The sequence below is a fragment of the uncultured Cyclobacterium sp. genome, assembly GCF_963977555.1.
GTDB lineage: Bacteria > Bacteroidota > Bacteroidia > Cytophagales > Cyclobacteriaceae > Cyclobacterium.
This window is the reverse complement of sequence record NZ_CAXBPD010000001.1, coordinates 127,873-148,951: the sequence shown is the minus strand read 5'-3', so window position 1 is coordinate 148,951 and position 21,079 is coordinate 127,873. Positions and strand designations below refer to the sequence as shown.

The 21,079-nt window shown below is 38.5% G+C and carries 14 protein-coding genes; 12 read left to right on the top strand and 2 right to left on the bottom strand.

Annotated elements, in window-relative coordinates:
- Positions 1-7 precede the first annotated feature (7 nt).
- The 10 genes from AAC073_RS00420 to AAC073_RS00375 all read left to right on the top strand — a co-directional run bounded on the left by AAC073_RS00420 (position 8) and on the right by AAC073_RS00375 (position 16,243).
- Positions 8-2,644, top strand: a complete 2,637-nt coding sequence (locus tag AAC073_RS00420) for a hypothetical protein (protein ID WP_339921851.1) — start codon at positions 8-10, stop codon at positions 2,642-2,644.
- Positions 2,645-2,905: 261 nt separating this feature from the next.
- Positions 2,906-4,384: a contractile injection system tape measure protein gene (locus AAC073_RS00415; protein ID WP_339921850.1), complete on the top strand. Its 1,479-nt coding sequence runs from the start codon at positions 2,906-2,908 to the stop codon at positions 4,382-4,384.
- Positions 4,385-4,395: 11 nt separating this feature from the next.
- On the top strand, positions 4,396-6,324 hold the full coding sequence (locus AAC073_RS00410; protein WP_339921849.1) for a DUF4157 domain-containing protein: 1,929 nt from the start codon (positions 4,396-4,398) through the stop codon (positions 6,322-6,324).
- Between the two features lie 89 nt (positions 6,325-6,413).
- On the top strand, positions 6,414-9,881 hold the full coding sequence (locus AAC073_RS00405; protein WP_339921848.1) for a DUF4157 domain-containing protein: 3,468 nt from the start codon (positions 6,414-6,416) through the stop codon (positions 9,879-9,881).
- Positions 9,882-9,890: 9 nt separating this feature from the next.
- Positions 9,891-10,778: a tetratricopeptide repeat protein gene (locus tag AAC073_RS00400; RefSeq protein ID WP_339921847.1), complete on the top strand. Its 888-nt coding sequence runs from the start codon at positions 9,891-9,893 to the stop codon at positions 10,776-10,778.
- Between the two features lie 30 nt (positions 10,779-10,808).
- Entirely contained in the window at positions 10,809-12,113 is a 1,305-nt protein-coding gene (locus AAC073_RS00395) for an ATP-binding protein (RefSeq protein ID WP_339921846.1), read from the top strand.
- Between the two features lie 24 nt (positions 12,114-12,137).
- Entirely contained in the window at positions 12,138-12,920 is a 783-nt protein-coding gene (locus AAC073_RS00390; protein ID WP_339921845.1) for a M15 family peptidase, read from the top strand.
- A 332-nt stretch (positions 12,921-13,252) separates the two neighbouring features.
- The gene (locus tag AAC073_RS00385; protein ID WP_339921844.1) at positions 13,253-13,597 is read left to right on the top strand and encodes a MauE/DoxX family redox-associated membrane protein; all 345 of its coding nucleotides are present in this window, start codon (positions 13,253-13,255) and stop codon (positions 13,595-13,597) included.
- Between the two features lie 12 nt (positions 13,598-13,609).
- On the top strand, positions 13,610-14,980 hold the full coding sequence (locus tag AAC073_RS00380; RefSeq protein ID WP_339921843.1) for a DEAD/DEAH box helicase: 1,371 nt from the start codon (positions 13,610-13,612) through the stop codon (positions 14,978-14,980).
- Between the two features lie 24 nt (positions 14,981-15,004).
- Positions 15,005-16,243, top strand: a complete 1,239-nt coding sequence (locus AAC073_RS00375) for an NAD(P)/FAD-dependent oxidoreductase (RefSeq protein ID WP_339921842.1) — start codon at positions 15,005-15,007, stop codon at positions 16,241-16,243.
- A 238-nt stretch (positions 16,244-16,481) separates the two neighbouring features.
- On the opposite strand, the gene AAC073_RS00370 is transcribed toward AAC073_RS00375, so the two are convergent.
- Positions 16,482-18,224, bottom strand: coding sequence for an ABC transporter ATP-binding protein (locus AAC073_RS00370; protein WP_339921841.1), 1,743 nt, complete (start codon positions 18,222-18,224; stop codon positions 16,482-16,484).
- Between the two features lie 327 nt (positions 18,225-18,551).
- Here AAC073_RS00370 and AAC073_RS00365 point away from each other — a divergent pair, with 327 nt between their 5' ends.
- Positions 18,552-19,019 (top strand): DUF6428 family protein, encoded by a 468-nt coding sequence (locus AAC073_RS00365; protein WP_339921840.1) that lies wholly within the window; start codon positions 18,552-18,554, stop codon positions 19,017-19,019.
- A 113-nt stretch (positions 19,020-19,132) separates the two neighbouring features.
- Positions 19,133-19,624, top strand: a complete 492-nt coding sequence (gene arfB, locus AAC073_RS00360; protein WP_339921839.1) for an alternative ribosome rescue aminoacyl-tRNA hydrolase ArfB — start codon at positions 19,133-19,135, stop codon at positions 19,622-19,624.
- A gap of 182 nt (positions 19,625-19,806) precedes the next feature.
- On the opposite strand, the gene AAC073_RS00355 is transcribed toward arfB, so the two are convergent.
- Positions 19,807-20,847 (bottom strand): branched-chain amino acid aminotransferase, encoded by a 1,041-nt coding sequence (locus AAC073_RS00355; RefSeq protein WP_339921838.1) that lies wholly within the window; start codon positions 20,845-20,847, stop codon positions 19,807-19,809.
- Between the last annotated feature and the right edge of the window lie 232 nt (positions 20,848-21,079).

Sequence of the window (21,079 nt, the reverse complement as noted above, 5' to 3'; positions counted from 1 at the left end):
TTAGGCCATGTCAAATAAACTAAGTTCCGTAATCTACCAGTATAGAAATTATAAGGCTGATCAGGTACTTACCCATACGCAGCTAAATGAGACGATCGCTTATTTTGAAGACCAGGACAGGTTGACTCGGATTGCCTTGACTGGGGTGGGAATCGTTCATGGCCTTAAGATTACTACAAGAGCTACAGAAGGTGGGGATCAATTCGTGGTAAACCAAGGTGTTGGAATCACCACCGATGGAGACCTAATATTACTTCATGAGCAATTGTCTGAAGAAGAGCCAAAAGAAAAAAACATAGCGATAGATGAATTAAGCTTTACTCATTTTAGGGTGTTTTCTGATGAATATGCTAAGTATTCTCCTTACTTCTATAGTGATGAGGAGCAGTTGCCGATTTGGGAGTTTTGTAACGAGGGAGATACAGATGCACAGCCTTTGTCTGATTTGGCCAATTGGAAAGGAATGAACATGGTAGCCTACCTGGAATGTTATCCTAAGAGCCAGGACATTTGCGGTGAGATTAACTGTGACAATCAGGGTATTGAACAAATCTCAAAATTACACTTCTTGATGCTGGAGGATGCTTCTGTCCAAAATTTGGTGAACCTGGATGAATTACTACTTAAAAAAATAAAATTTACTGAAACATTGAGCGAGCTTTCAGCAATTCAATTGATGAAGGTGGTTCATAATGCCCAAAACTCAAATGATCTTTCGCAGATAGATAAATTGTATATAGCTGCTATTGATAATGGCAATACGCTGGATGAAGTGGTTAAGGGCCTTTCTACAGTTATGGAGGAATTCAATTCGATTTTGGAAATTGAGGGGGGCTTCCAGAATTTCATAGAAAAATTTAAGGAATTGGCTGATAATATTTTTAATCAGCAAGATGAGGATTACAATTTTTATCAATACCGCTACCTCCTCGCCAAAGATCTTTTAAGCACCTACAATGCAATAATTGATGCGTTAAATAAATTTGATTTTTGGCCAAACCCAGAAATTACTTCATTCCCAAAACACCTACTGCTGGGCAAGCTAGATGGCACAGGTTACCGTCACGATTTTTATAAATCTCCAGCTTTGGGAGAATATGACCATGATAAAAGTGAAATCAATTCCCTAATTAGGAAAATGAATTTACTAATAACCTCTTTTGATATAAAAACAGAGGAAGGGTTGAGAATTATCCCTAATGGAAAGTATAAGCACAATTCGCTTTTCCCTTCTATACCTTTTTATTATAAAAACAGTGAAGGCTTTTCATCAACGTGGAGTGCCAATGCCAATGCTATTGATTTTTATTATTCAATGGGCAATAATCCATTATTGGTGGAGCATGACGGTCTTGACAGTTACTTGATAGGGGGGCATTTGTTAACAGATGGAGAGAATACTTATCAGGCAATTAATTCAATGATAAGTCAATTCGGACTAGAATTTAAGCTCTACCACTTTGATTTGGCGCATAACCAGAATGAGCTAAAAAAACTCTTTAAAGACCACCCTTCTTGTTCTTCGAGAGGTGGGGTGCCACAGTCAGGTACCTATATTTTGCTCAGCTATGACAATAAAGTGTTTGCTGACCTATCACTATCTTACAGGATAGTAGATGAGACAGGACTTATTGGATCCAGTCATATTAGAGTTGCGAGTTGCAGTTATCCGTGGATAAGTTCTTTGAAATTTCTCAACAACCTTTCAAGGAGTCTTAAAGGTTCTGTTAAAAAGTCTGGTGTGCAACCCAAAGTCTATCGGTTGGTTGTAAATAACTACACCATCAATGGACAATCTTTAATTAATGGTGCTGTCACCCTCGAAATCCCAATTGAGGCTATCTATAATAGACGAATGCATGCCGTAACAGAAGCATTAAACGAACGATTCCCTAAGGGACTGGTTTTCGATTATGATGAATCCCATAAGCGATTCGTTATTACACGTCCATTTGATGATGTGTTTAGCATAAGTTTTTCAGACAACACGATAAGTATTAACAAACCATCCTATACCTATACTCAGGATGAAATGGTGAAATCAGATAGGACCTTTAGGTTAGCAGCGACGCGATGTGGGGAGATTAGAAAATATAGAGAAGCTAGCTATCTACAACTGCAAACTGAGTTTGCTCCTGTAGATAAGGATGATGACAATGGGGAGTTTAAAGGAAAATGGAAGCAATGGAACAATTTGATTGAAGAATTGAAAACCGATTCGAGGTTCACAGGCAATTTTAAACCAAGAATTCCTGGAGGAGTAAATGACCTTCCCGGTTCTGTTCAAAAAATTATCCGAAGTGTTCAGTCAGCTTTAGGCAATTCTGAAATTGGCCACACACTTTATTTAACTGGAGACTGGGTTACTGGTAGCTGGGCAAGTATAGAAATGATTGATGATTATAAAAATACAACGAATACAAATGATGTCATTTTTAAGTTTTTAAACTTAAGAAGCATCCTTCATGGAAAAGACCAGGCAACCAAAGCATCATTAGTCGTGGTTTTAAATCGCGAAATTGATAGGGGAAATATGATTAAAACCTTGGAACCATTTACGGAAAAAGTGGATGTCTATATTGAAGTTCCAGCCAGAAGCGGCCAGCCTAGGGGAATTGATTCAATTCAAAAACTTCAATTGTGAGAAATGCAAAAGGACCAATCATACAAATTCCGGATGATGATTGGTCCTTATGGGGCTTCTGTCCAATTTCACTCGCTTTAATCTCTAATCTAGTAGTAAGCGACTCAATAGTGATGTAAACAACACGTAACGAACGCAACTTCAAGACATTTTGACTTAATTACTTGCTTCCTCTTTCATACTTATTTGCCAGTAAAATAGGTTCAGTCTAGTGACCAAACGTCTAGAAATATAAGAATTAATTTGAAAGAATAAAAATAAATGAAGGAAAATGATACGCACGCTATACAAAAAGTTTCTATCGATATATATTCCAAGTCTGTCGATAGTGCCAAGGCCATAGAAAGAAATATCAACACCTTTATTCAGGATTCTTTAATGCCACTTATTGCTTCCTACCTTGATGAATTGGAGAAAGAGCTACAAATTGAATCCATTCAGATTCCCCATATAAATATTACTTTGAATCTGTTGGAAGACGATTTTTTAGATCCTAAAATAATTCAACGAGCTTTCATGAATCAATTTCAAGAAGTCTTATCAAGAGAGATTGCGAAAAAAGATTTGGGAAATTTTCAAGGAATGCCTGCTAATGACGAGAACCTTGATGTATTTTCATCTCTAAAAAAAGAGGGACATGAAATTTCAGCTCTTAACCCAGTAGAGCAAAACTTAAAATCCTGGATTTATTTCTTAGATAATGGGAGATTACCATGGTGGTACAGTCAAGAAAAAGCCAGAAAAGCCTATCACTGGCAGGAAATAAAACCCTTGGTAAGCAAGTACTTTTCGGATGGAAAGTTACTGAAATACTTTCAAAAATCCCTCTTCTTTGATAGGGTGATCAGTCAATATTCAGGGGGAGATTTAGCGGAGTTGATTTGGATGGCCATATCCAGAAAACCTTTGATCCAAAAATTTCATTACCTAAAAATTATCAAGAGATTGAAAGTAGAACAAGTGCTTGTGTTCTATAGGATTATTATCGCTGCAAGCCTAATACAGGAATTGAATAGCGGGAATGAACAGTTATATAAGTTGTACTTATCCAAAGTAGGAGAGGCAGAAAGAAAAATAGTAGAGAAAACTTTCAGAGAAGTCATAAAATTTGATGATATTAATGAAAGAAAGAAGGTTGCAGATTCAGTTCTTCAACTATTAGAGGATAAGAATCAATATAGTGGTGTAATACCAAATATTATTCGGGAATCATCAGCGCAAATTAATGTAGACGCTGCGGAAAATAGAGAAGGCTATTATGTATCAAATGCTGGTCTGATTTTACTCCATCCCTTTTTGAAACCATTTTTTATTGATTGTGAATTACTGGATGAAAAAGGACAATTAATTAATCCAGAAACAGCAGTGCATGCGCTGCATTATTTGTCTACTAAAAAAGAACAACCTTTTGATTTTGAGCTGGTTTTTGAAAAATATTTAGTAGGAATGCCTATTGACCAACCTGTTTTAAGAGCGTTAGTCCTTTCAGAAGAGATAAAGATCAATACGGAGAAACTTTTAAATGCATTGAAGGTCAATTGGAAAAGTTTGAAAAATACTGGATTGGAAACCATTCGAAATGAATTTATAAATCGAGGAGGAAAATTGGTTTTTGAGGAGACTTCTGATAGGTTGTTTGTAGAAAGAAAAGCACAGGATATTTTATTGGATGGGGTTCCCTGGAATCTTTCATTGGTAAAACTTCCTTGGCAAAAAAAGCATTTGCTGGTAGATTGGTAAATTAAAATACAATGAAAAGACAAGGTTTTAGAAAGTCTTCAGTAGGATTGATTAGTCCTGCATTTCAAAGCAAGGAGGGGAATAGTTTTTTTCGCCAGAAGAAGGAGAATAGTGACAGCTTGATTCCTTCTCGCAACAATGATATTTTTTTTGACCCTATAGTTCAAAGAGTGTCAGATGAAAAAGAGCCTGGAGTAGCAGTTCAAAGTAAAGAAAAGGAAGATACCAATGATAAATTGCAGGCTGCATCAGAAGAGGAAGAGCCTGTTCAAGCTAAGAAGGATGATGTGGAGGGGATCCAAAAATCAGGTGAAGAGGATGAGGAGGTAAGTGCTAAAGCTAATGAGGAAGAAAAAGTAAGTGCAGCCGCTTCAGAGGAAGAACCTGTGCAAACAGCAGGTGAAGAAGAAGAGCCGGTACAAGCAAAAGCGGATGAAGAAGAGGGGGTTCAAAAAGCTGGAGAAGAAGAGGATACCATAAGTGCCAAAGCGGAAGACGAAGAAAAGATCAATACAGTTGCTGAAGAGGAGGAACCTGTCCAAACTCAAGAAGAAGAGCCTGTGCAATCGGTAACCGAAGAAGTCAATATTCAAACCAAGGAGGATAATAATGGGAAAGATTCAGCGCGTCAAAAACAAGCCAATGAAATAGAAAAAACCCTTTTACAGGAAAAGGGAAAGGGAAGTGAACTGGCGCCAGCTGTAAAAGAATTTATGGAAAAAAAGTTTGGTTCTGACTTTAGCAAGGTTAGAATTCATACCGATCAAAAGGCTCAATTGATGAACAAAAAAATTCGAGCCAAAGCATTTGCCCACGGATTTGATATCTTTTTCAACTCTGGGCAATATCAACCAGAAACAAAGGCTGGAAGGCATTTACTTGCTCATGAGCTTACCCATACAATTCAACAAAAAGGCAATTCCAAAAAACCAGTACAACCCAAGTTAAATGATGGACATGATTTTCATCCAACAAGTAGATTTTCAATGAATGAATTGCTTGAGGACGTTTATGACAATTATGCCACTTTAAAAAATGGCTCCAATGGCTTGTCTGTTGCCCTCCTGCAAGATGCTTTAATTGGTCTAGATTATCGGCTGCCAAAGTTTGGCACTGATGGTTCTTTTGGTGGAGAAACAACAAGAGCTGTTGAAGCCTTCCAAGCGGATATGGGATTGGCAGTAGATGGGGTTGTAGGGCGAAATACAATCCAATACTTAGACAGTCTTGACAGAGGGGTTGATGTGGCTTCCCCCGAATTACCCGTAACCATTGATAGCACGATTGACTTAAAAAATGTAATAGCAAAAGCGGGAGCAGTTGCATCCAATAGTTTGGATCCTCTAGTTATGGGGAGGATTTTTCCTGAAACCATAGCTGTTAAGTTGCAATTAATCGATGATGGTGTATTATGGCATCCAAAGATTATTGGATTAACAGGTAATTATTCCGTTCAAACGCGCTTACTCCCTGGAATGGAGGAAATAACTGGCCCAGGAGGGAATACGACCGAAGATAATTATTGTAGACAAATTAATGATTTGAGTAACCTGGGCGTAACTTATGGGAATTGGTACATGGAAGATGCAGTATTGGCCCATGAAAGATTCCATGCTTCCAAAATGCGCTTGGCATTGATTGATTCGGCTGTTTTGAAACCTTTGGAAAAAGCGGTAAATGATTTGGCATTTCCCAAAAGTGCGCTTACCATGAATGAATTTTTAGCAGAGGCAATGGTCAGAATGGATTCAAGATTTGGAGACGCAATCTATGAGGCTGAAATAAACTGGATAGATCAGTTTACCATTCTCTTGAAGGATGATCATGGGGTACCTATTGGTACTGGGCCTGCTTATGATGAATCTAGAAAAATTGTATATCCAATGATTAGAAGAATCCGAAACCATGCCAAGGTCAATAAATGGACAGGATGTACTTAAAGTTTAATTAATCGGTGGAGTTATTAATTAATAGTTTTATAAATCCGTGAAAACGGTTCTGTTAAATCTGAATTGATGAAATAAATTGTATGAGCCACTTTAGTTTTAAATCCCAAACCAGCAGAGGACACTCCTCTCAAAATCAGCCTGATTCTTTTTTTCAGGCCAAGCTTGCGATGGGGCAACCTGGGGATCAGTATGAGCAAGAGGCTGATGCCATGGCAGATAAAGTGGTGCAAGAGAAATCTCAAGAAGAAAATATCCAAACCCATACGGATGGGAATATCCAAGCCCAGACCATTGCCGAAGGTGTCAGTCCTCTAGTGCAGTCAAAAACCACCGATGCTGGACTTCAAGCTAAAGCTGAAGAGGAAGGGGAAATTGCCATGGAAACCGAAGAAGGTGAAGTGAAAGATGCTGTGCAGATGAAACAGGAGGCTTCTTCTGATGCCCCACCAGGTTTCGAGCAACAACTCAATCAAACATCTGGTGGAGCGCCAATGGATCAAGAAACACTTTCCGGAATGGAGCAATCATTTGGTGCTGACTTTAATGACGTTAGGGTACATACAGATAGTCAAGCGGTGCAGATGAGTCAGGGTATTGGCGCACATGCCTTTACCCACGGCAGCGATATATATTTCAATGAAAACCAGTACAACCCTCATGACAGCTCTGGGAAGCACCTTTTGGCGCACGAATTGACCCATACGATTCAGCAAGGTAGTAGTCCTGCCATTCAGAACAGTACGATCCAAAAGGAAGGAGAAGAGGAAACAGCCCCCGAAATGGAGGAGGAAACGGGTGTTTTAGATGAAAGTGCCAAAACGATTACTTTTAGTAGTGTACCCATTCCAGGGTTTAAACTACAAGAACATAGGGGGGGCTTATTTACCAGTAAAGCGCCACTCAAAAGAAAAAACAACTACATCCGAGGGAATACCAACCAGCGAGATGGGGTATGGAAGGACCAGGTTGACACATCAAACATTACTATCAGGTTAAACGCGCTGTATGAAGAACATCACAAAACACCCGCAACAGCTGATACGACGCATGTATTTAAAGCAAATACTAATGGTAGAGGTGTCAAACCCACTTTTATTGGTGGAATTGATGTTATTTCTAAAGACTTAACTACTCCTGGTTGGGGGAAAGACAAGAATTATAGAAATTTCCATGTTGACCATATTGTAGAGCTTCAGTTGGCTGACTGGAATACAGCTACCTGGCCCAATACCCTGGATAATATGGAGTTACTGGATGCTTCAAAAAATACTTCAAGCGGATCTGTCATTAAGGGCCAAATTACAGAAAAACTAAATGGTTTCAGAGAAAGGCATGGAGCTCAATACCCTGGAGGAGATGCGACTTTCAAAAATAAATATACCCTTGTTTTTAATCGAGCAGATGCTTTAGCTGGAGGAGACAGCAATGCAACAGAAAATGAATTTTGGACCAAAACTCAAATAGAGCGTGGAGAGCAATTAGAGCCCATCGAAGTAGGTAATTTAGCAGATATTGGGGAAGAAGGAGAAGTAAGAATTTTCCCCAATGAATCTGGTGGAATTAGTAAAAAATTCATCTGGACCGGAGAGGGTAGCCGATTGGTTAATTCTGAAAAAACATGGTTAGGAAACCCTTTCAGAATTACTTCCAAGCAATTTGCTACCGAGGGTGAAAATGTAGAAAATACAGAGAACCTGGGTAGCATTTCTGTAAACATACCTTCGTCTGATAAAACATGGGCTCCCTGGCCAGAAGATAAAGTTTTTCCAGTTAAACGTTACCCGGGTTCGAAGTATGCGGGATACCTTACTAAACAATCCATTAAATCAGGTTTGTATGGGTTGCGAATAAAAAAGGCAAGCCCTGTGGAAATTCTTGAGCTGGATCTATTACCTACAGGAATAGAGGCCTACGGTCAAATATTACCCAGCATTCCAATTTTCGAAGGCAGTCCCATTGAATTGTTTATCTCCAATGGTGATGTGAGGGTTTCTAAAACCTTTGGAATAGAAGAAATCAATGTTCCACCACCATTTGAAATTAGTGATAGCTCGTTAACGATATTTGCAAGCTCCAGGAATGGATTGGGGCTGACTGGGCAAACCAATTTTGCCATCAATCAGGTAGGAGAAGGGCACATTAGTGCAACGGCTTCCACTGCCTCAGGTTTTGAGCTTGAAGGAGCTTTTAATTTTGACTCCGAATTATTTGATCCCGCCGAGATCAATATGGAATACAAGGAAAATATTTGGACCATTGGTGGAGAAATAGGAATTCCTGAAGGAAAATTAAGAGGAATTAAAACCGCTACGATTATTGCTACTTACAGTGAAAATAATTTTTCTGCAACAGGTGAAGCAGAGCTAGATGTTCCGGGTATTGAAAGGGGAAATATGGCCTTCAATTTTGGAGAAGATGGTTTTTCATTCAGTGGTGATTTTGACTTAAGCAGTGATATCCCAGGGATTACCGGAGGTAATGTGGCTGCTAGGGTAGCCAAACCTGCAGGGGCTGAGAATTATGAAATCATGGTTACTGGTACAGCCCAGCCAGATATTCCAGGAATTTCTTCATCTCTTACGGTTACTTATGACAATGGTGCACTTACGATTGTAGGGTCAGCAGCCTATAGCAGAGGAATGCTAAGTGGTTCCATCGAAGTTGGGGCTACCAACCGTGCTATTGGCGAAGATGGACAGCCTTCTGGAGATCCGGATGAAACCATGCGAGTGTATGGTGGAGGAGAACTTACCCTTCAATTAACCCCTTGGTTGGCAGCAACTGCAGGCGTTAAACTTTTGCCCAATGGAGAAATAGAAGTTACCGCTAGACTGGCATCAGAAAGCTATGAGGTTTTCCAAAGAAAGGAATTCAATAGAAATTTATTTAGGGCTCCAACCATAGAAATTCCTTTATTCGCTATTCCTATAGGGCCACGAAGTATTGGTTTGGTTGCACAAATTGGAGGTGGACTGGACTTTACTGCGGGTTTTGGTCCTGGTGAATTAAGAGATATTTCTGCTGAAATTACTTACAATCCTGAAAGAGAAGATGAAACGACAATTAGCGGTCATGGAGAATTTGCTATTCCCGCCGATGCAGGACTTACTTTAAGAGGCGACTTGAGCCTAGGTGTGAGTGTAGCCATTGCTAGCCTCACAGGAGGAATAGAGTTGACAGGGGCCTTGGGGTTAGAAGGAGAAGCAGCTGCAGAAGTAGATTTGAATTGGACTCCTCAGACAGGCTTGTCTCTGGATGCAGTAGGTAGAATAACTGTCAATCCGAAGTTCGAATTTGAAGTGAATGCTTTTGCCAGGGCAAGTCTAGGGATTGGGTTTCTCTCTGTTTCAGAAACCTGGAGACACAACCTTGCAGGTTTTGAATGGGGGCCAGATATACAATTTGGCTTAGTGTTCCCAGTCAATTACCAGGAAGGAGAGTCTTTTGACATGTCGTTTGAAGACATTGAAGTGATCTACCCCGATTTGGATATAGTAAATATGGGCAAAGGACTGGCAAGAGATATTAAAAATGATTTATTTGACTAAATGACAATTATGGAAAAGGAGAAGGCAATAGCATTTAACAATGAAGGTGCAAAGCATTTTTTGAATCAAGCCTTCGAAAAGGCAGCAGCTTGCTACAAAATAGCCTATGAGCTAGATCCAGAAAATACATCCATTTTAAATAATATGGGCCTTTATTTTCACCAACAAAAAGATTACGACAAGGCCATAATCTATTTTGAAAAGGCAATAAATATCACATTGAAGCCTCATTTTCTGATTAATTTAGGCAATGTTTTGTCCATGAAAGGGGAATACACACTTGCCTGGAATCAATTTTCCAAAGCCAGCGAGTTATTCCCTGAGCATCAAAATGCCAAAATAAGTCTGGCCAAGCTGGCTACCCACATTGAAGATTTAGATAAAGCCGTTCAGCTATGGCAGGAAATTATCAAAGCCCACCCTAGCGATCAAAATAATATACAATTGGTTAGGGTTTTCATGAAGATGAAGCATTGGGAAAAAGCAATCCATACCTTGTCTACTATGGATTCAGACAGTTGGTCAGGGGAAACCTGGTTTTTGGCTGGTCAATGTGAGTTTCAATTAAAAAATTATGGACTTGCGGTCAAGTCTTTCAAATCAGCGCTTGCAGAAGGTCCTGATAATACCTCCTTTAGGCATTATTTAGCCCTGACTTACCTAGCAATGGGCAATGTGGATGAAGGATTGGACCATTTGTTGAAGAACGCCCGATTGGATCCAGAAAATCCTGCCATATTAACGGATGTAGCAGTCGTTTATCTGAGTAAAGGAAACGTTCAAACCGCGGCCAATTGGTTGGAAAAAGCTTTGAACCTAGCTCCAGATTTTGAAAAAGCTTTGCATTATAAATCCCAAATGAAGCAAATCAATTCCAGTCATCAAGTGCAAAATTGATCTTAACCCAGTTAGGTATTTATATACATTATGAAACAATTGTTGATTTTTTTGGAAATGGTCGTCAAAAGTCGAATGGATCACGAACTTGGGAAAACAGAAACGCTTGCCAAACCAAATTTAGACCTTTACTTCGACCCTAATGAATTTTTGGGAAAAACCATTCAGGATCTCAATATTAAGAATCAGGAGTTATTGCTTTTGGCGCTAGCAATGGTGCCTTATATTGCCCCTGGATTCTTAAGTAAAATAGTCCAGGAATATTTTCCAGAGGGAACCTCATTTCCTGAATTTGGTGGGTTTAAGAGCAAATACCACCGAGGCATCATCCCTACAGGAGAGACCTTACTTTACCTGCTGGGCGGAAATGACCCTGTTTCTAGAAAAAAGTACATCGCCCTCTTTCAGGAATCCAGATTGCTGAAAGAGGGGCATATAAGGATAGGAGAGGCTTCTGAAGAAGAACCCTTCTATGCAGCACCCATATACCCTGACCAGGAATTTGCAGATAATTTATTAATGGAAAGTGTAAGGCCTCCGAAGCCCAGTCCCAACTTTCCAGCGGAGCGAATAACCACTGATCTTGAATGGGAAGACTTGGTATTGTCCGAAAAAACTTTTTCTCAAATAAGAGCCCTAGAGGATTGGTTGACTTACAATGGACAACTAATGGAGGAATGGGGATTAAAGCGGAGCGTAAAACCAGGTTATAGGGTGATGTTTTTTGGACCTCCGGGAACTGGGAAAACCCTTACTGCGGGATTGCTAGGTAAATACACCGGGAAAGATGTTTATCGAGTAGACTTGTCATTGGTGGTCTCAAAATACATAGGAGAAACAGAGAAAAACCTTTCCAGACTTTTTCAAAAAGCTTCAGGGAAAAGTTGGATTTTGTTTTTTGATGAAGCCGATGCCCTTTTTGGAAAGAGAACAAATGTAAAAGATGCAAGAGACAAAAATTCCAATCAAGAGGTTGCATACCTGCTTCAAAGAATCGAGGCCTATCCAGAAATGGTAATCTTGGCTTCCAACTATAAAAGCAATCTGGATACGGCTTTTATTAGGAGATTTCAGACGATCATTGATTTTGAACCACCAGGGGTTACAGAAAGATTGGCTTTGTGGAAGCAATATTTACCCAAAAAGATCGCCTTGGATAAAAAATTAGTAATCGAAGATTTAGCTAGAAAGTACCAACTGACAGGAGCGAATATTGTGAATATAATTCAGCAAGTAGGCTTAAAAACCCTGGCTGGACGCCATGACCAAATTATGGAGGATACAATGGTCCAGTGTATCAGGTATGAGATTCAAAAAGAAGGCAAAATTCATTGATTCATCAATAACCAACAACCAAGCATGAAAGAAAAAATTAAAGTAGTACAAAACCTTTTGGCAGAAAAAGGATTGTATAGTGGCGCAATAGATGGTGTTTTTGGATCTGCAACACTTGCAGGTTTGGATCAAGTTCCTGGTATCAATCAAAATCTTCCACATGTGAGGAAGGTCACTACCATGATTCAAATAGGAGCCAGAGAAAAAGGGTTTAATTCAGGTGCTATAGATGGAATGTGGGGGCCCCAAACCCAGTATGCTTTTGAAGAATTAGCTTATTTACAGAAATTTGGAAAAGTAAGTGATCCATGGCGACCTGAAGAAATCACTCCAATGAATCGGTGGCCAAAACAAAATACGGCAGCATTTCATGAGTTTTATGGGCTTCGTGCACAAAACCTGGTCACCATACCTGTTCCTTATGAAATGAAAATCGCCTGGGATATGAGGTACAGGGCCAAAAGAATTACATGTCATTCCAAAGTAGCAGAAAGTTTACTGCGGGTTTTAGAAAATGTCAAAAACATTTATGGTGAAAGTGAAATTGACAGACTGGCACTCAATCGATTTGGAGGATGCTTTAACAATAGATTAATGCGAGGTGGAACCCAATGGTCTACCCATTCCTGGGGAATAGCTTTGGATTTTGATCCTGCCAGAAATCAATTGAAATGGGGGAGAGGCCAAGCCGCCTTTGCCCATCCTGTTTACAATGATTGGTGGAGATGTTGGGAAGAGGAAGGTTGGGTAAGCTTGGGCAGAAGGAGAAATTATGATTGGATGCATGTGCAAGCTGCAGAGGTTTAATAATTAGGCCTACTTTCTTATAATTAGGGAGTAATAGCGTTTATACAACTATTTTATGATATAATTTTGGTTTCAATCATGAGATATTTACAAAGCATTGCATTATGCTTTTTTACCCTTCTGCATAGGGCATAATGGTTTTCTGGCAAATGGATTTACTTGACTATGGTGTAAAATTGAATTTTTCACTTTTTTATTTTGTTTAAAAGCGAAGGATTCAATTTGTTTTTCTAAAATAGGAATTTATTTGACCTATAAAGTATCAAAATTTTTGATATGCAAGTTTGAAGTCCTAATTTTAAAGAATAAAGAAATTACTGCAATTGATTTTTATGGATGAAGCATTTCTTTATGCAATGGCAATTTTTTATATGACAACGGGCATCATGCATTTTGTGAGACCCGCCATGTTTGTTAGTATTATTCCGCCTTTCATTCCCGTACCCAAATTGGTAAACAAATTAGTAGGGGGGCTGGAAGTGGGATTGGGGCTTGGTTTAATTTTTGAATCAACCCGTACTTTAGCTGCCTATGGAATCATCCTATTGTTAATTGCTGTTTTTCCAGCCAATCTTTACATGTATCAAAGAAAGCATTTAGGAATTCCAAAATGGTTGTTGCTTATAAGGCTCCCGATGCAATTGTTGTTAATTGGCTGGGCGTATTTGTACACTTAAACTAGAGAAAAATTGATTTTTAGTGAATTTAATTTTGTTCCCGAGCTTCAAGAAGGTTTGGATGCAATGGGTTTTGAAAAAGCAACTCCCATACAAGAGCAAGCAATACCAATAATTTTAGGGGGTAAGGATTTAATAGCCACCGCTCAGACAGGGACAGGCAAAACGGCGGCCTTTATTCTACCTGTACTTAATGAAATAAGTAAAGGAGATAGAAAAGGCGTTTCAGTTTTGATTATTGCTCCTACACGAGAACTGGCTATACAAATAGACCAGCAGATTCAAGGACTTGCCTATTTCCTAGGGATTAGTTCAATTCCTATTTATGGTGGAGGAGATGGTAAAGTATGGGAACAACAAAGAAAGGCCTTGGAGATGGGTGCCGACATAGTTGTAGCTACTCCAGGAAGGTTAATAGCTCTTCTTGCAGGTGGTAAAGTGAATTTTGATTTCTTAGAAAACTTAATACTTGATGAAGCGGATAGGATGTTGGACATGGGGTTTTCAGAAGACATCTTAACGATAGTAAACTATCTTCCCAAAAAACGGCAAACCTTGTTGTTTTCTGCAACAATGCCCCCTAAAATAAGAAAGTTTTCTCAGCAGATTTTGCAAGATCCTGAGCAAATATCAATTGCTTTAGGTAAAACAGCCAAAGGGGTAAGTCAATATGTTTACCATGTTTATGATGGGCAAAAAGAGGCACTAGTCAATAGTATCCTTAAATCACAGGACTTTCAGGCCGTCATTATATTCTGTTCTACCAAAGATAAAGTTAAGTCTTTGTTTAAAGCGCTAAAGAAGAATTTCAAAGTGGAAGCTTTTCATGCTGATTTAGATCAAAATGAGAGAGAACTAATAATGTCTTCTTTTAAAAACAAATCCTTGAAGATCCTGGTTGCAACAGATATTCTCTCTAGAGGAATTGATGTTGAGGACATAGAAATGGTGATTAATTTCGATACACCCAATGATCCTGAGGATTATGTGCACAGAGTAGGACGTACAGCCAGAGCTGAAAAGAAAGGAAAAGCGGTGACCTTTGTCAATGAAAAAGACAGGTACAAGTATAAAAATATTGAAAACCTTATCGGCATGGAAATTGATATATTACCTAATCCAGAGGATATAGGAACCGGCCCTGACTTGAAAAAGAGTCATTCTGGTAAATCTTCTGGAGGTAAAAGACCTGGAGGGAATAAAAATTCACCAGGAAACAAGAGGCAAGGAAAACCTTATAAAAAGCAATCACGACCTGCTGATAAAAAAAATACTAGCGAACCAGTAAGGGCGAAGCAAGAAGCCAAGCCTAAAACGGCGTCCTCTTCTTCTGATAAAGGAAAGTTTCGTGAACGTAAAAATATTAAAGGGGAGCTTGAATAATAGATTATAATTTAAACCAAACCAATGCTAACAGCTGAAAAAAGTGTATACATTATTGGGGCTGGAATTTCCGGCTTAGTAGCGGCTATTGAACTTGAAAGAGCCGGTTATTTTCCCGTAATTCTTGAAGCATCTGATAGTATTGGAGGAAGGGTTAAAACCGACGAAATGTACGGTTATTTACTCGACCAAGGATTTCAGGTCTTGCTTACTTCTTACCCAGAACTAAGCAGGTACCTAGATTTGGGTAGTTTAAAATTGAAAAAATTTAAAGCTGGCGCTATAATTTTAGCATCAGGAGGAGAATCTTATGCTATTCACGACCCATTAAGAAACCCCCTCAAGGTTTTTTCCATGGCCCTTTCAAATGTAGGAACGCTTTGGGATAAATATAAAATGTATGCCTTGACTAAAAGGTTAAAAGAAAAAAGTGTTGAAGCTATTTTCTCTAGCCCCCAAAGCTCGACAATGATATACCTCGAGGATTTTGGGTTTTCAAAGCGCATTATTCATAATTTTTTTAAACCGTTTTTCAGTGGGATTTTTTTAGAAGATAAGCTTTCGACTTCTTCCAGAATGTTTGAATTTGTATTCAAAATGTTTGGAGAAGGTTATGCTGCTATACCAGAAATGGGCATGGGGCAAATCACAAATCAACTTTTTAACCAACTTGAGCATACACAAGTAAGGTTCAATACCAAAGTTTCTTTGGTTGAAAATAGCACCATTCACTTGGAGTCTGGGAATACATTGACTGCGGATCAAGTCATCATCGCTACCGCCCCAGGAAAAATCATTGGTCAGGAGAATTTTCAATACCATAATGTTACCAATCTGTATTTCACCTTGCAACAATCATTTATAGCTAAGCCTATGATTGCATTGGTGCCAGATGATAAGTTCATGATTAACAACTTGGTCTTTTTAACAGATGTAAGTAAGAAATATGCCAATGATGGCAGAGCCCTCTTATCAGTATCGATAATTAAGGATGTAAATGGGATAGAAAGCCTGGAATCTTTGGTGGCAACGGAGCTATCAGCACTTACAGGAATTGATGCGAACTATTTTGAACACATTAAAACTTATTCCATTGAAAAAGCATTGCCAATATTAACAGAAGTAAAGAATACTGCTCCCCTTCAACATGTGAAATTATTTGACAATGTTTTCTTGGCAGGTGACCAGTTACTGAATGGTTCTATAAACGCTGCGATGACTTCAGGTAGACTAGCAGCTCAGGCCTTATTGGCTAATTCTTAAGCCCAATAGTCAGGGGCCGATATGAAATTCGTATTAAGGCTGAAATTGCAGGGTAGGAATTTGCCAGTATTATTGCCTTATAAAGACAACAATACCGCCAAATTTACTGATTTTTTTATATTTAGTATCGGTTAAAAACGCTGTTAATAAAGCATTTACCTGCTAGTATAGAAATTTCAAATAATTGAAATGAACTACTTCTACCAATTAAGGTTAAGATCAACCCGTTTTATTAAAATTAAATTCTTGCCTGGAAGTTATACAAATCATAGTACCTGCCATTGATATTGATTAATTCATCATGACGTCCACGTTCTACGATCTTCCCTTTTTCGATGACCAGAATCTGATCTGCTTGTCTTATTGTACTTAGCCTGTGCGCAATCACAAAAGTTGTTCTTCCTTCCATAAGACTTTTTAAACTGGATTGAATGAAATGTTCGCTTTCTGCATCAAGGTTACTTGTAGCTTCATCTAAAATCAGTATTCTTGGGTCAGCTAAAATTGCCCTGGCAATGGTCAGCCTTTGTCTTTGACCACCGGAAAGTTTGACCCCACGTTCCCCAATAACTGTTTCCAGCCCTTTTTCGAAATGATCTGTAAATTGATGTACATAGGCAGATTTAACCGCATCTTGTAGCAATTCTTCAGAGGCATCAGGTCTTGGAAACATTATATTTTCTCTGATTGTCCCTTCAAAAAGGAAATCATCTTGTAATACAACTCCCAATTGCCTTCTAAAGGAATTGAGGTTTACTTTGCTAAGGTCTTGCCCATCTACGGTTACCAATCCTTTTGAGGGATTAAGAAACGAGGCAACTAAACCTGAGATGGTGGTCTTTCCAGATCCTGAACTACCCACCAAGGCGGTAACCGTTCCTGGCTCGGCAACAAAGTCAACACCTTTTATAATTTCTGTTCCAGACTCATACTCAAAATAAACATTTTCGAAAGCTACTCTTCCTTTAACCTGAGGCAAAACAATATTTCTGGTAGTAGGATCTGCTTCTAAAGGAATGTTCATCAGCTCTTGCGTCCTGTCAAGACCCGCAAAGGCTTCTGTCAATTGACTGCCGATATTACTCATCTGAAGAATAGGCGCAATCATAAAACCTAGCAACAGTGTAAAGGCCAAGAAATCACCAAAAGTCAATTGGTCTTCCATTATCATATAACCCCCAATGCCCATAATTCCAGCAGAGGCAAGGCCCAATAAAAAGGTGGCCGCACTGGTTACAAAACTGGTGGCGGTTAAGCTACTTTTAACATTTAAAAATAATCTGTTGACACCTGATTCAAATATCTTGGTTTCCTGGTCTTCAGCATTGAACCCTTTTATTACCCGAATGCCTCCAAGTGTTTCAGTTAGTCTACCAGTAACATCCGCATTGATTTTGCCCCTTTCTCTAAAGATAGGTCTGATGCGTCCAAATGCTTTCAAAGAAATAACGCCGAAAATTACAACAGGAACCAAAACGTATAAAGTCATTTTGGGACTGATGTAAATTAAAAGTACCAAACTTATGAGGGAGGTCAATATTCCGCCAACCATCTGTGCAAGTCCAGTACCTACTAAATTACGAACTCCTTCAACATCTGTCATCACCCGGGAAACCAACTCTCCAGTTTTGGCATTGTCAAAAAATCGAATAGGCAACCTTATAATATGAGCTTGAACTTCCACTCTTAATTTAGCAATAAGATTTTGTGCTTCTACACTTAATATTTGTGTTAAGCCAAAAGAGGTAACGGATTGTATGGTAACCGAAACGACTACTGCAACGATAAGCCATTTTAATAGCTCAAAATCGCTGGAAGGAATTACATCATCAACGAGGTACTTACTTGCCCAGGGTAGGACAAGTCCGGATAATCTACTGATGATGATTAAGAAGAGACCAATAAAAAGGTATTTTCGTCTTGGCCAGATAATTGTTTTAAAAACACTTTTTAAACTAGCCTTACTTTTATTTTCTGTCATAGAAAGCCTTGAATGGGATAGAAGTATAAAACAATTTTCAAAGAAAATCATTCCTTTTTGATTAACAAATTGATAGCATCAAATTGAAAATTCTAATTCATAGGAAGGTTTTCTCTTCAGGAAGGAATTATTTCTTATTTTTTGAGGGTTATCATTTAAAAATAATGCGGGTTTCTTTTACATTAAATTAATTAATCGTAATATTGCAATATAACGATTGAGTGATGCTTCAAATTAAGCGATTACTGATAGGTTTGGCCAGTACAATACTTAAACGATATAGGCATTTAAATTATTAATTAAAAGATTCAATTAAAATAAAAGGCTATGAAATTATCAGAGATAAAACCAATATTAACTGAAAATAAGGAGCTAAGTTTTCAATTGCCTGATGGCACTTTAGTGCCTGAACATTTTCATGTTACAGAGGTGGGCAAAGTAACCAGGCACTTTATTGACTGTGGAGGCACAGAGCGAAAAGAAGAGGTAATTAATTTTCAACTTTGGGCTGCTGATGATTATAATCATCGTTTACACCCAGAGAAGCTATTGCATATCATTGAATTGTCTGAGAAGGTTTTGGGATTAAAGGACGCAGCTATAGAGGTTGAATATCAGGGAGAAACCATTCAAAGATTTGGTTTAGCATTTGACGGAAATTCATTTTTACTTACCGGAAAACAAACAGATTGTTTGGCAAAAGAGAATTGTGGTATACCAGAAACGAAACCAAAATTAAAAATGGTGAGTACCCCTGCGGGTGAATCTTGTACCCCTGGAGGAGGCTGCTGTTAATAGAAAACGATCTTAACGGAATTGTTTAAAGCTACACTTTCATTGCCAATTCTCTAAAGGAAGCGGTATTGGAAGTGTAGTTTTGTTTAAACAATTTATGTTAAAAAAATCACTTGGACATAAGCGATGGGGAACTATTACGCTATAAATCTTCATTATGGTCAGGTACCACGGTAATCAGCTTTTTCATGACGATTTTGGAGAAAATTAAAAACGAAGTATTTACTTCCGAGTTCAGCTTTCTAGCCTCTAGAAGCAGTGGGCCCGGTGGTCAAAACGTCAATAAGGTAAATTCGAGGGTTACTTTATTTTTTAATGTTCCCAACGCTCAATGTTTGTCTGAGGATGAAAAAAGCAAGCTTTTCGAAAAATATGGCCACAAATTGGACAAGGAGGGTAACCTACAGATTGATGCTCAAACTTCTCGTTCTCAACTTGACAACAAGAAAACCGTTATCAGGAAATTCTATGAGCTGATGGAGAAGGTTTTCAAAAAGAAGAAAAAAAGAATTGCGACTCGCCCAGGTAAAGCGGCGAAAGAGAGACGTTTAAAAGGAAAACGGGTCCGGTCACAGAAAAAAGCCATGCGTAAAAAAGATTTTTGATAGAAATGCTTTTGTTCTTAAATGGCGTGAGTAAAATCAGTAATTCTTGCCTTATAAACCTAGGATTTTAAAGTTCATTTTAGCCTCAGTGATGAGTAGGGTGATTAGCAAAGGCTTTAATACTAAAAAGCCCGAAACTTTTAGATTAAGTTTCAGGCTTTTTTAATGGGAAAAATTACTGTTTAGACCAAGTCTGACCAGCTAAAATGATCTGGACTAATACCTCTTCTGATTTCAGATAACTTGTTTTTGATTCGATACATCACGGCATCTTCCTGTACATAAGTCTCAAACAAATCATCTTTATAAGAAATTTCTTCTATCGGAGAAATAACAGCAGCAGTACCCACACCAAATGCCTCTACTTTTTCACCTGCGCTTACCCTATCCAAAATTTCGGTAATTTGGATAGTTCTTTCTTCTACCTTCAAGCCCAATTCAGGAGCAAGTTTAAGAATAGAGTCCCTCGTGATCCCGTCTAGGATACTGTCACTTAAGGCTGGAGTTAGTAATGTTTTACCATTGAGGATAAACATTATGTTCATGGTGCCAGACTCTTCAATGTATTTTTTTTCACTGGCATCTAACCAAATAATTTGGTCAAACCCTGCTTGTTTGGCTTTTTGCTGCGGCAGAAGTGAAGCGCCGTAATTACCCCCATTTTTAGCTGCGCCTGCACCACCTCTTGCAGAGCGGATATAATTTGTTTCAACTAAAACTCTCAATGGTCGATTATAATAAGCTTTTAAAGGAGATAAAATCACCATAAATAAATACTCATGAGACGCATCCACCCCAAGCTTATTTTCGGTAGCGATGGCAAATGGCCGAATATAGAGGGCATACTCAGGATCATCGATAACCCATTGACTTTCTTTGTTTACCAGTTCACGGATCCCATCTATAAAACAGGACGCTGGCAATGGAGGCATGGCCATCCTTTCAAGTGAGCGGTTCATTCTTTTATAATGACTCTCTAACCTGAAAATATTAACCTTCCCATCAACAGTTTTAAATGCTTTTAACCCTTCAAATACTGTTTGTCCATAATGCAAGCACATGGCCAATGGAGACAATGAAATATTCTTCACTGGGCCTATTTGAAAATCTGACCAAGAGCCATTTTTATATTTTGCCACCAACATTTGATCTGTGGCTTGTACGCCGAAAGTGAAATTGTCAAAATCAAAATCCGGCTTTTCAGTTATCGTTTCGTTCATCATGGGTAATTCTATTAAAAATGCATTGGCTTGACAATCCTACTATTCATAGGGAATTTCTGGTGTCATTATTTCTTAACGGTAAATTTTCAACAATCAATATTAATAATAGTTCAAAAAAATTATTTGCCTTCTTTCTATGAAATTGAGCGATTTAAATTATTTCAGGACCTATTAATTAAAATGTCTCTCGTGTATTCTACAAATCATTTCATTGTAATTGCAAATTAAAGAA

What these genes read in the sequence shown, in the direction of transcription:
- AAC073_RS00420 (WP_339921851.1), top strand. Translation starts at nt 8, where the DNA reads ATGTCAAATAAACTAAGTTCCGTAATCTACCAGTATAGAAATTATAAG.
- AAC073_RS00415 (WP_339921850.1), top strand. Translation starts at nt 2,906, where the DNA reads ATGAAGGAAAATGATACGCACGCTATACAAAAAGTTTCTATCGATATA.
- AAC073_RS00410 (WP_339921849.1), top strand. Translation starts at nt 4,396, where the DNA reads ATGAAAAGACAAGGTTTTAGAAAGTCTTCAGTAGGATTGATTAGTCCT.
- AAC073_RS00405 (WP_339921848.1), top strand. Translation starts at nt 6,414, where the DNA reads ATGAGCCACTTTAGTTTTAAATCCCAAACCAGCAGAGGACACTCCTCT.
- AAC073_RS00400 (WP_339921847.1), top strand. Translation starts at nt 9,891, where the DNA reads ATGGAAAAGGAGAAGGCAATAGCATTTAACAATGAAGGTGCAAAGCAT.
- AAC073_RS00395 (WP_339921846.1), top strand. Translation starts at nt 10,809, where the DNA reads ATGAAACAATTGTTGATTTTTTTGGAAATGGTCGTCAAAAGTCGAATG.
- AAC073_RS00390 (WP_339921845.1), top strand. Translation starts at nt 12,138, where the DNA reads ATGAAAGAAAAAATTAAAGTAGTACAAAACCTTTTGGCAGAAAAAGGA.
- AAC073_RS00385 (WP_339921844.1), top strand. Translation starts at nt 13,253, where the DNA reads ATGGATGAAGCATTTCTTTATGCAATGGCAATTTTTTATATGACAACG.
- AAC073_RS00375 (WP_339921842.1), top strand. Translation starts at nt 15,005, where the DNA reads ATGCTAACAGCTGAAAAAAGTGTATACATTATTGGGGCTGGAATTTCC.
- AAC073_RS00370 (WP_339921841.1), bottom strand. Translation starts at nt 18,224, where the DNA reads ATGACAGAAAATAAAAGTAAGGCTAGTTTAAAAAGTGTTTTTAAAACA.
- AAC073_RS00365 (WP_339921840.1), top strand. Translation starts at nt 18,552, where the DNA reads ATGAAATTATCAGAGATAAAACCAATATTAACTGAAAATAAGGAGCTA.
- AAC073_RS00355 (WP_339921838.1), bottom strand. Translation starts at nt 20,847, where the DNA reads ATGATGAACGAAACGATAACTGAAAAGCCGGATTTTGATTTTGACAAT.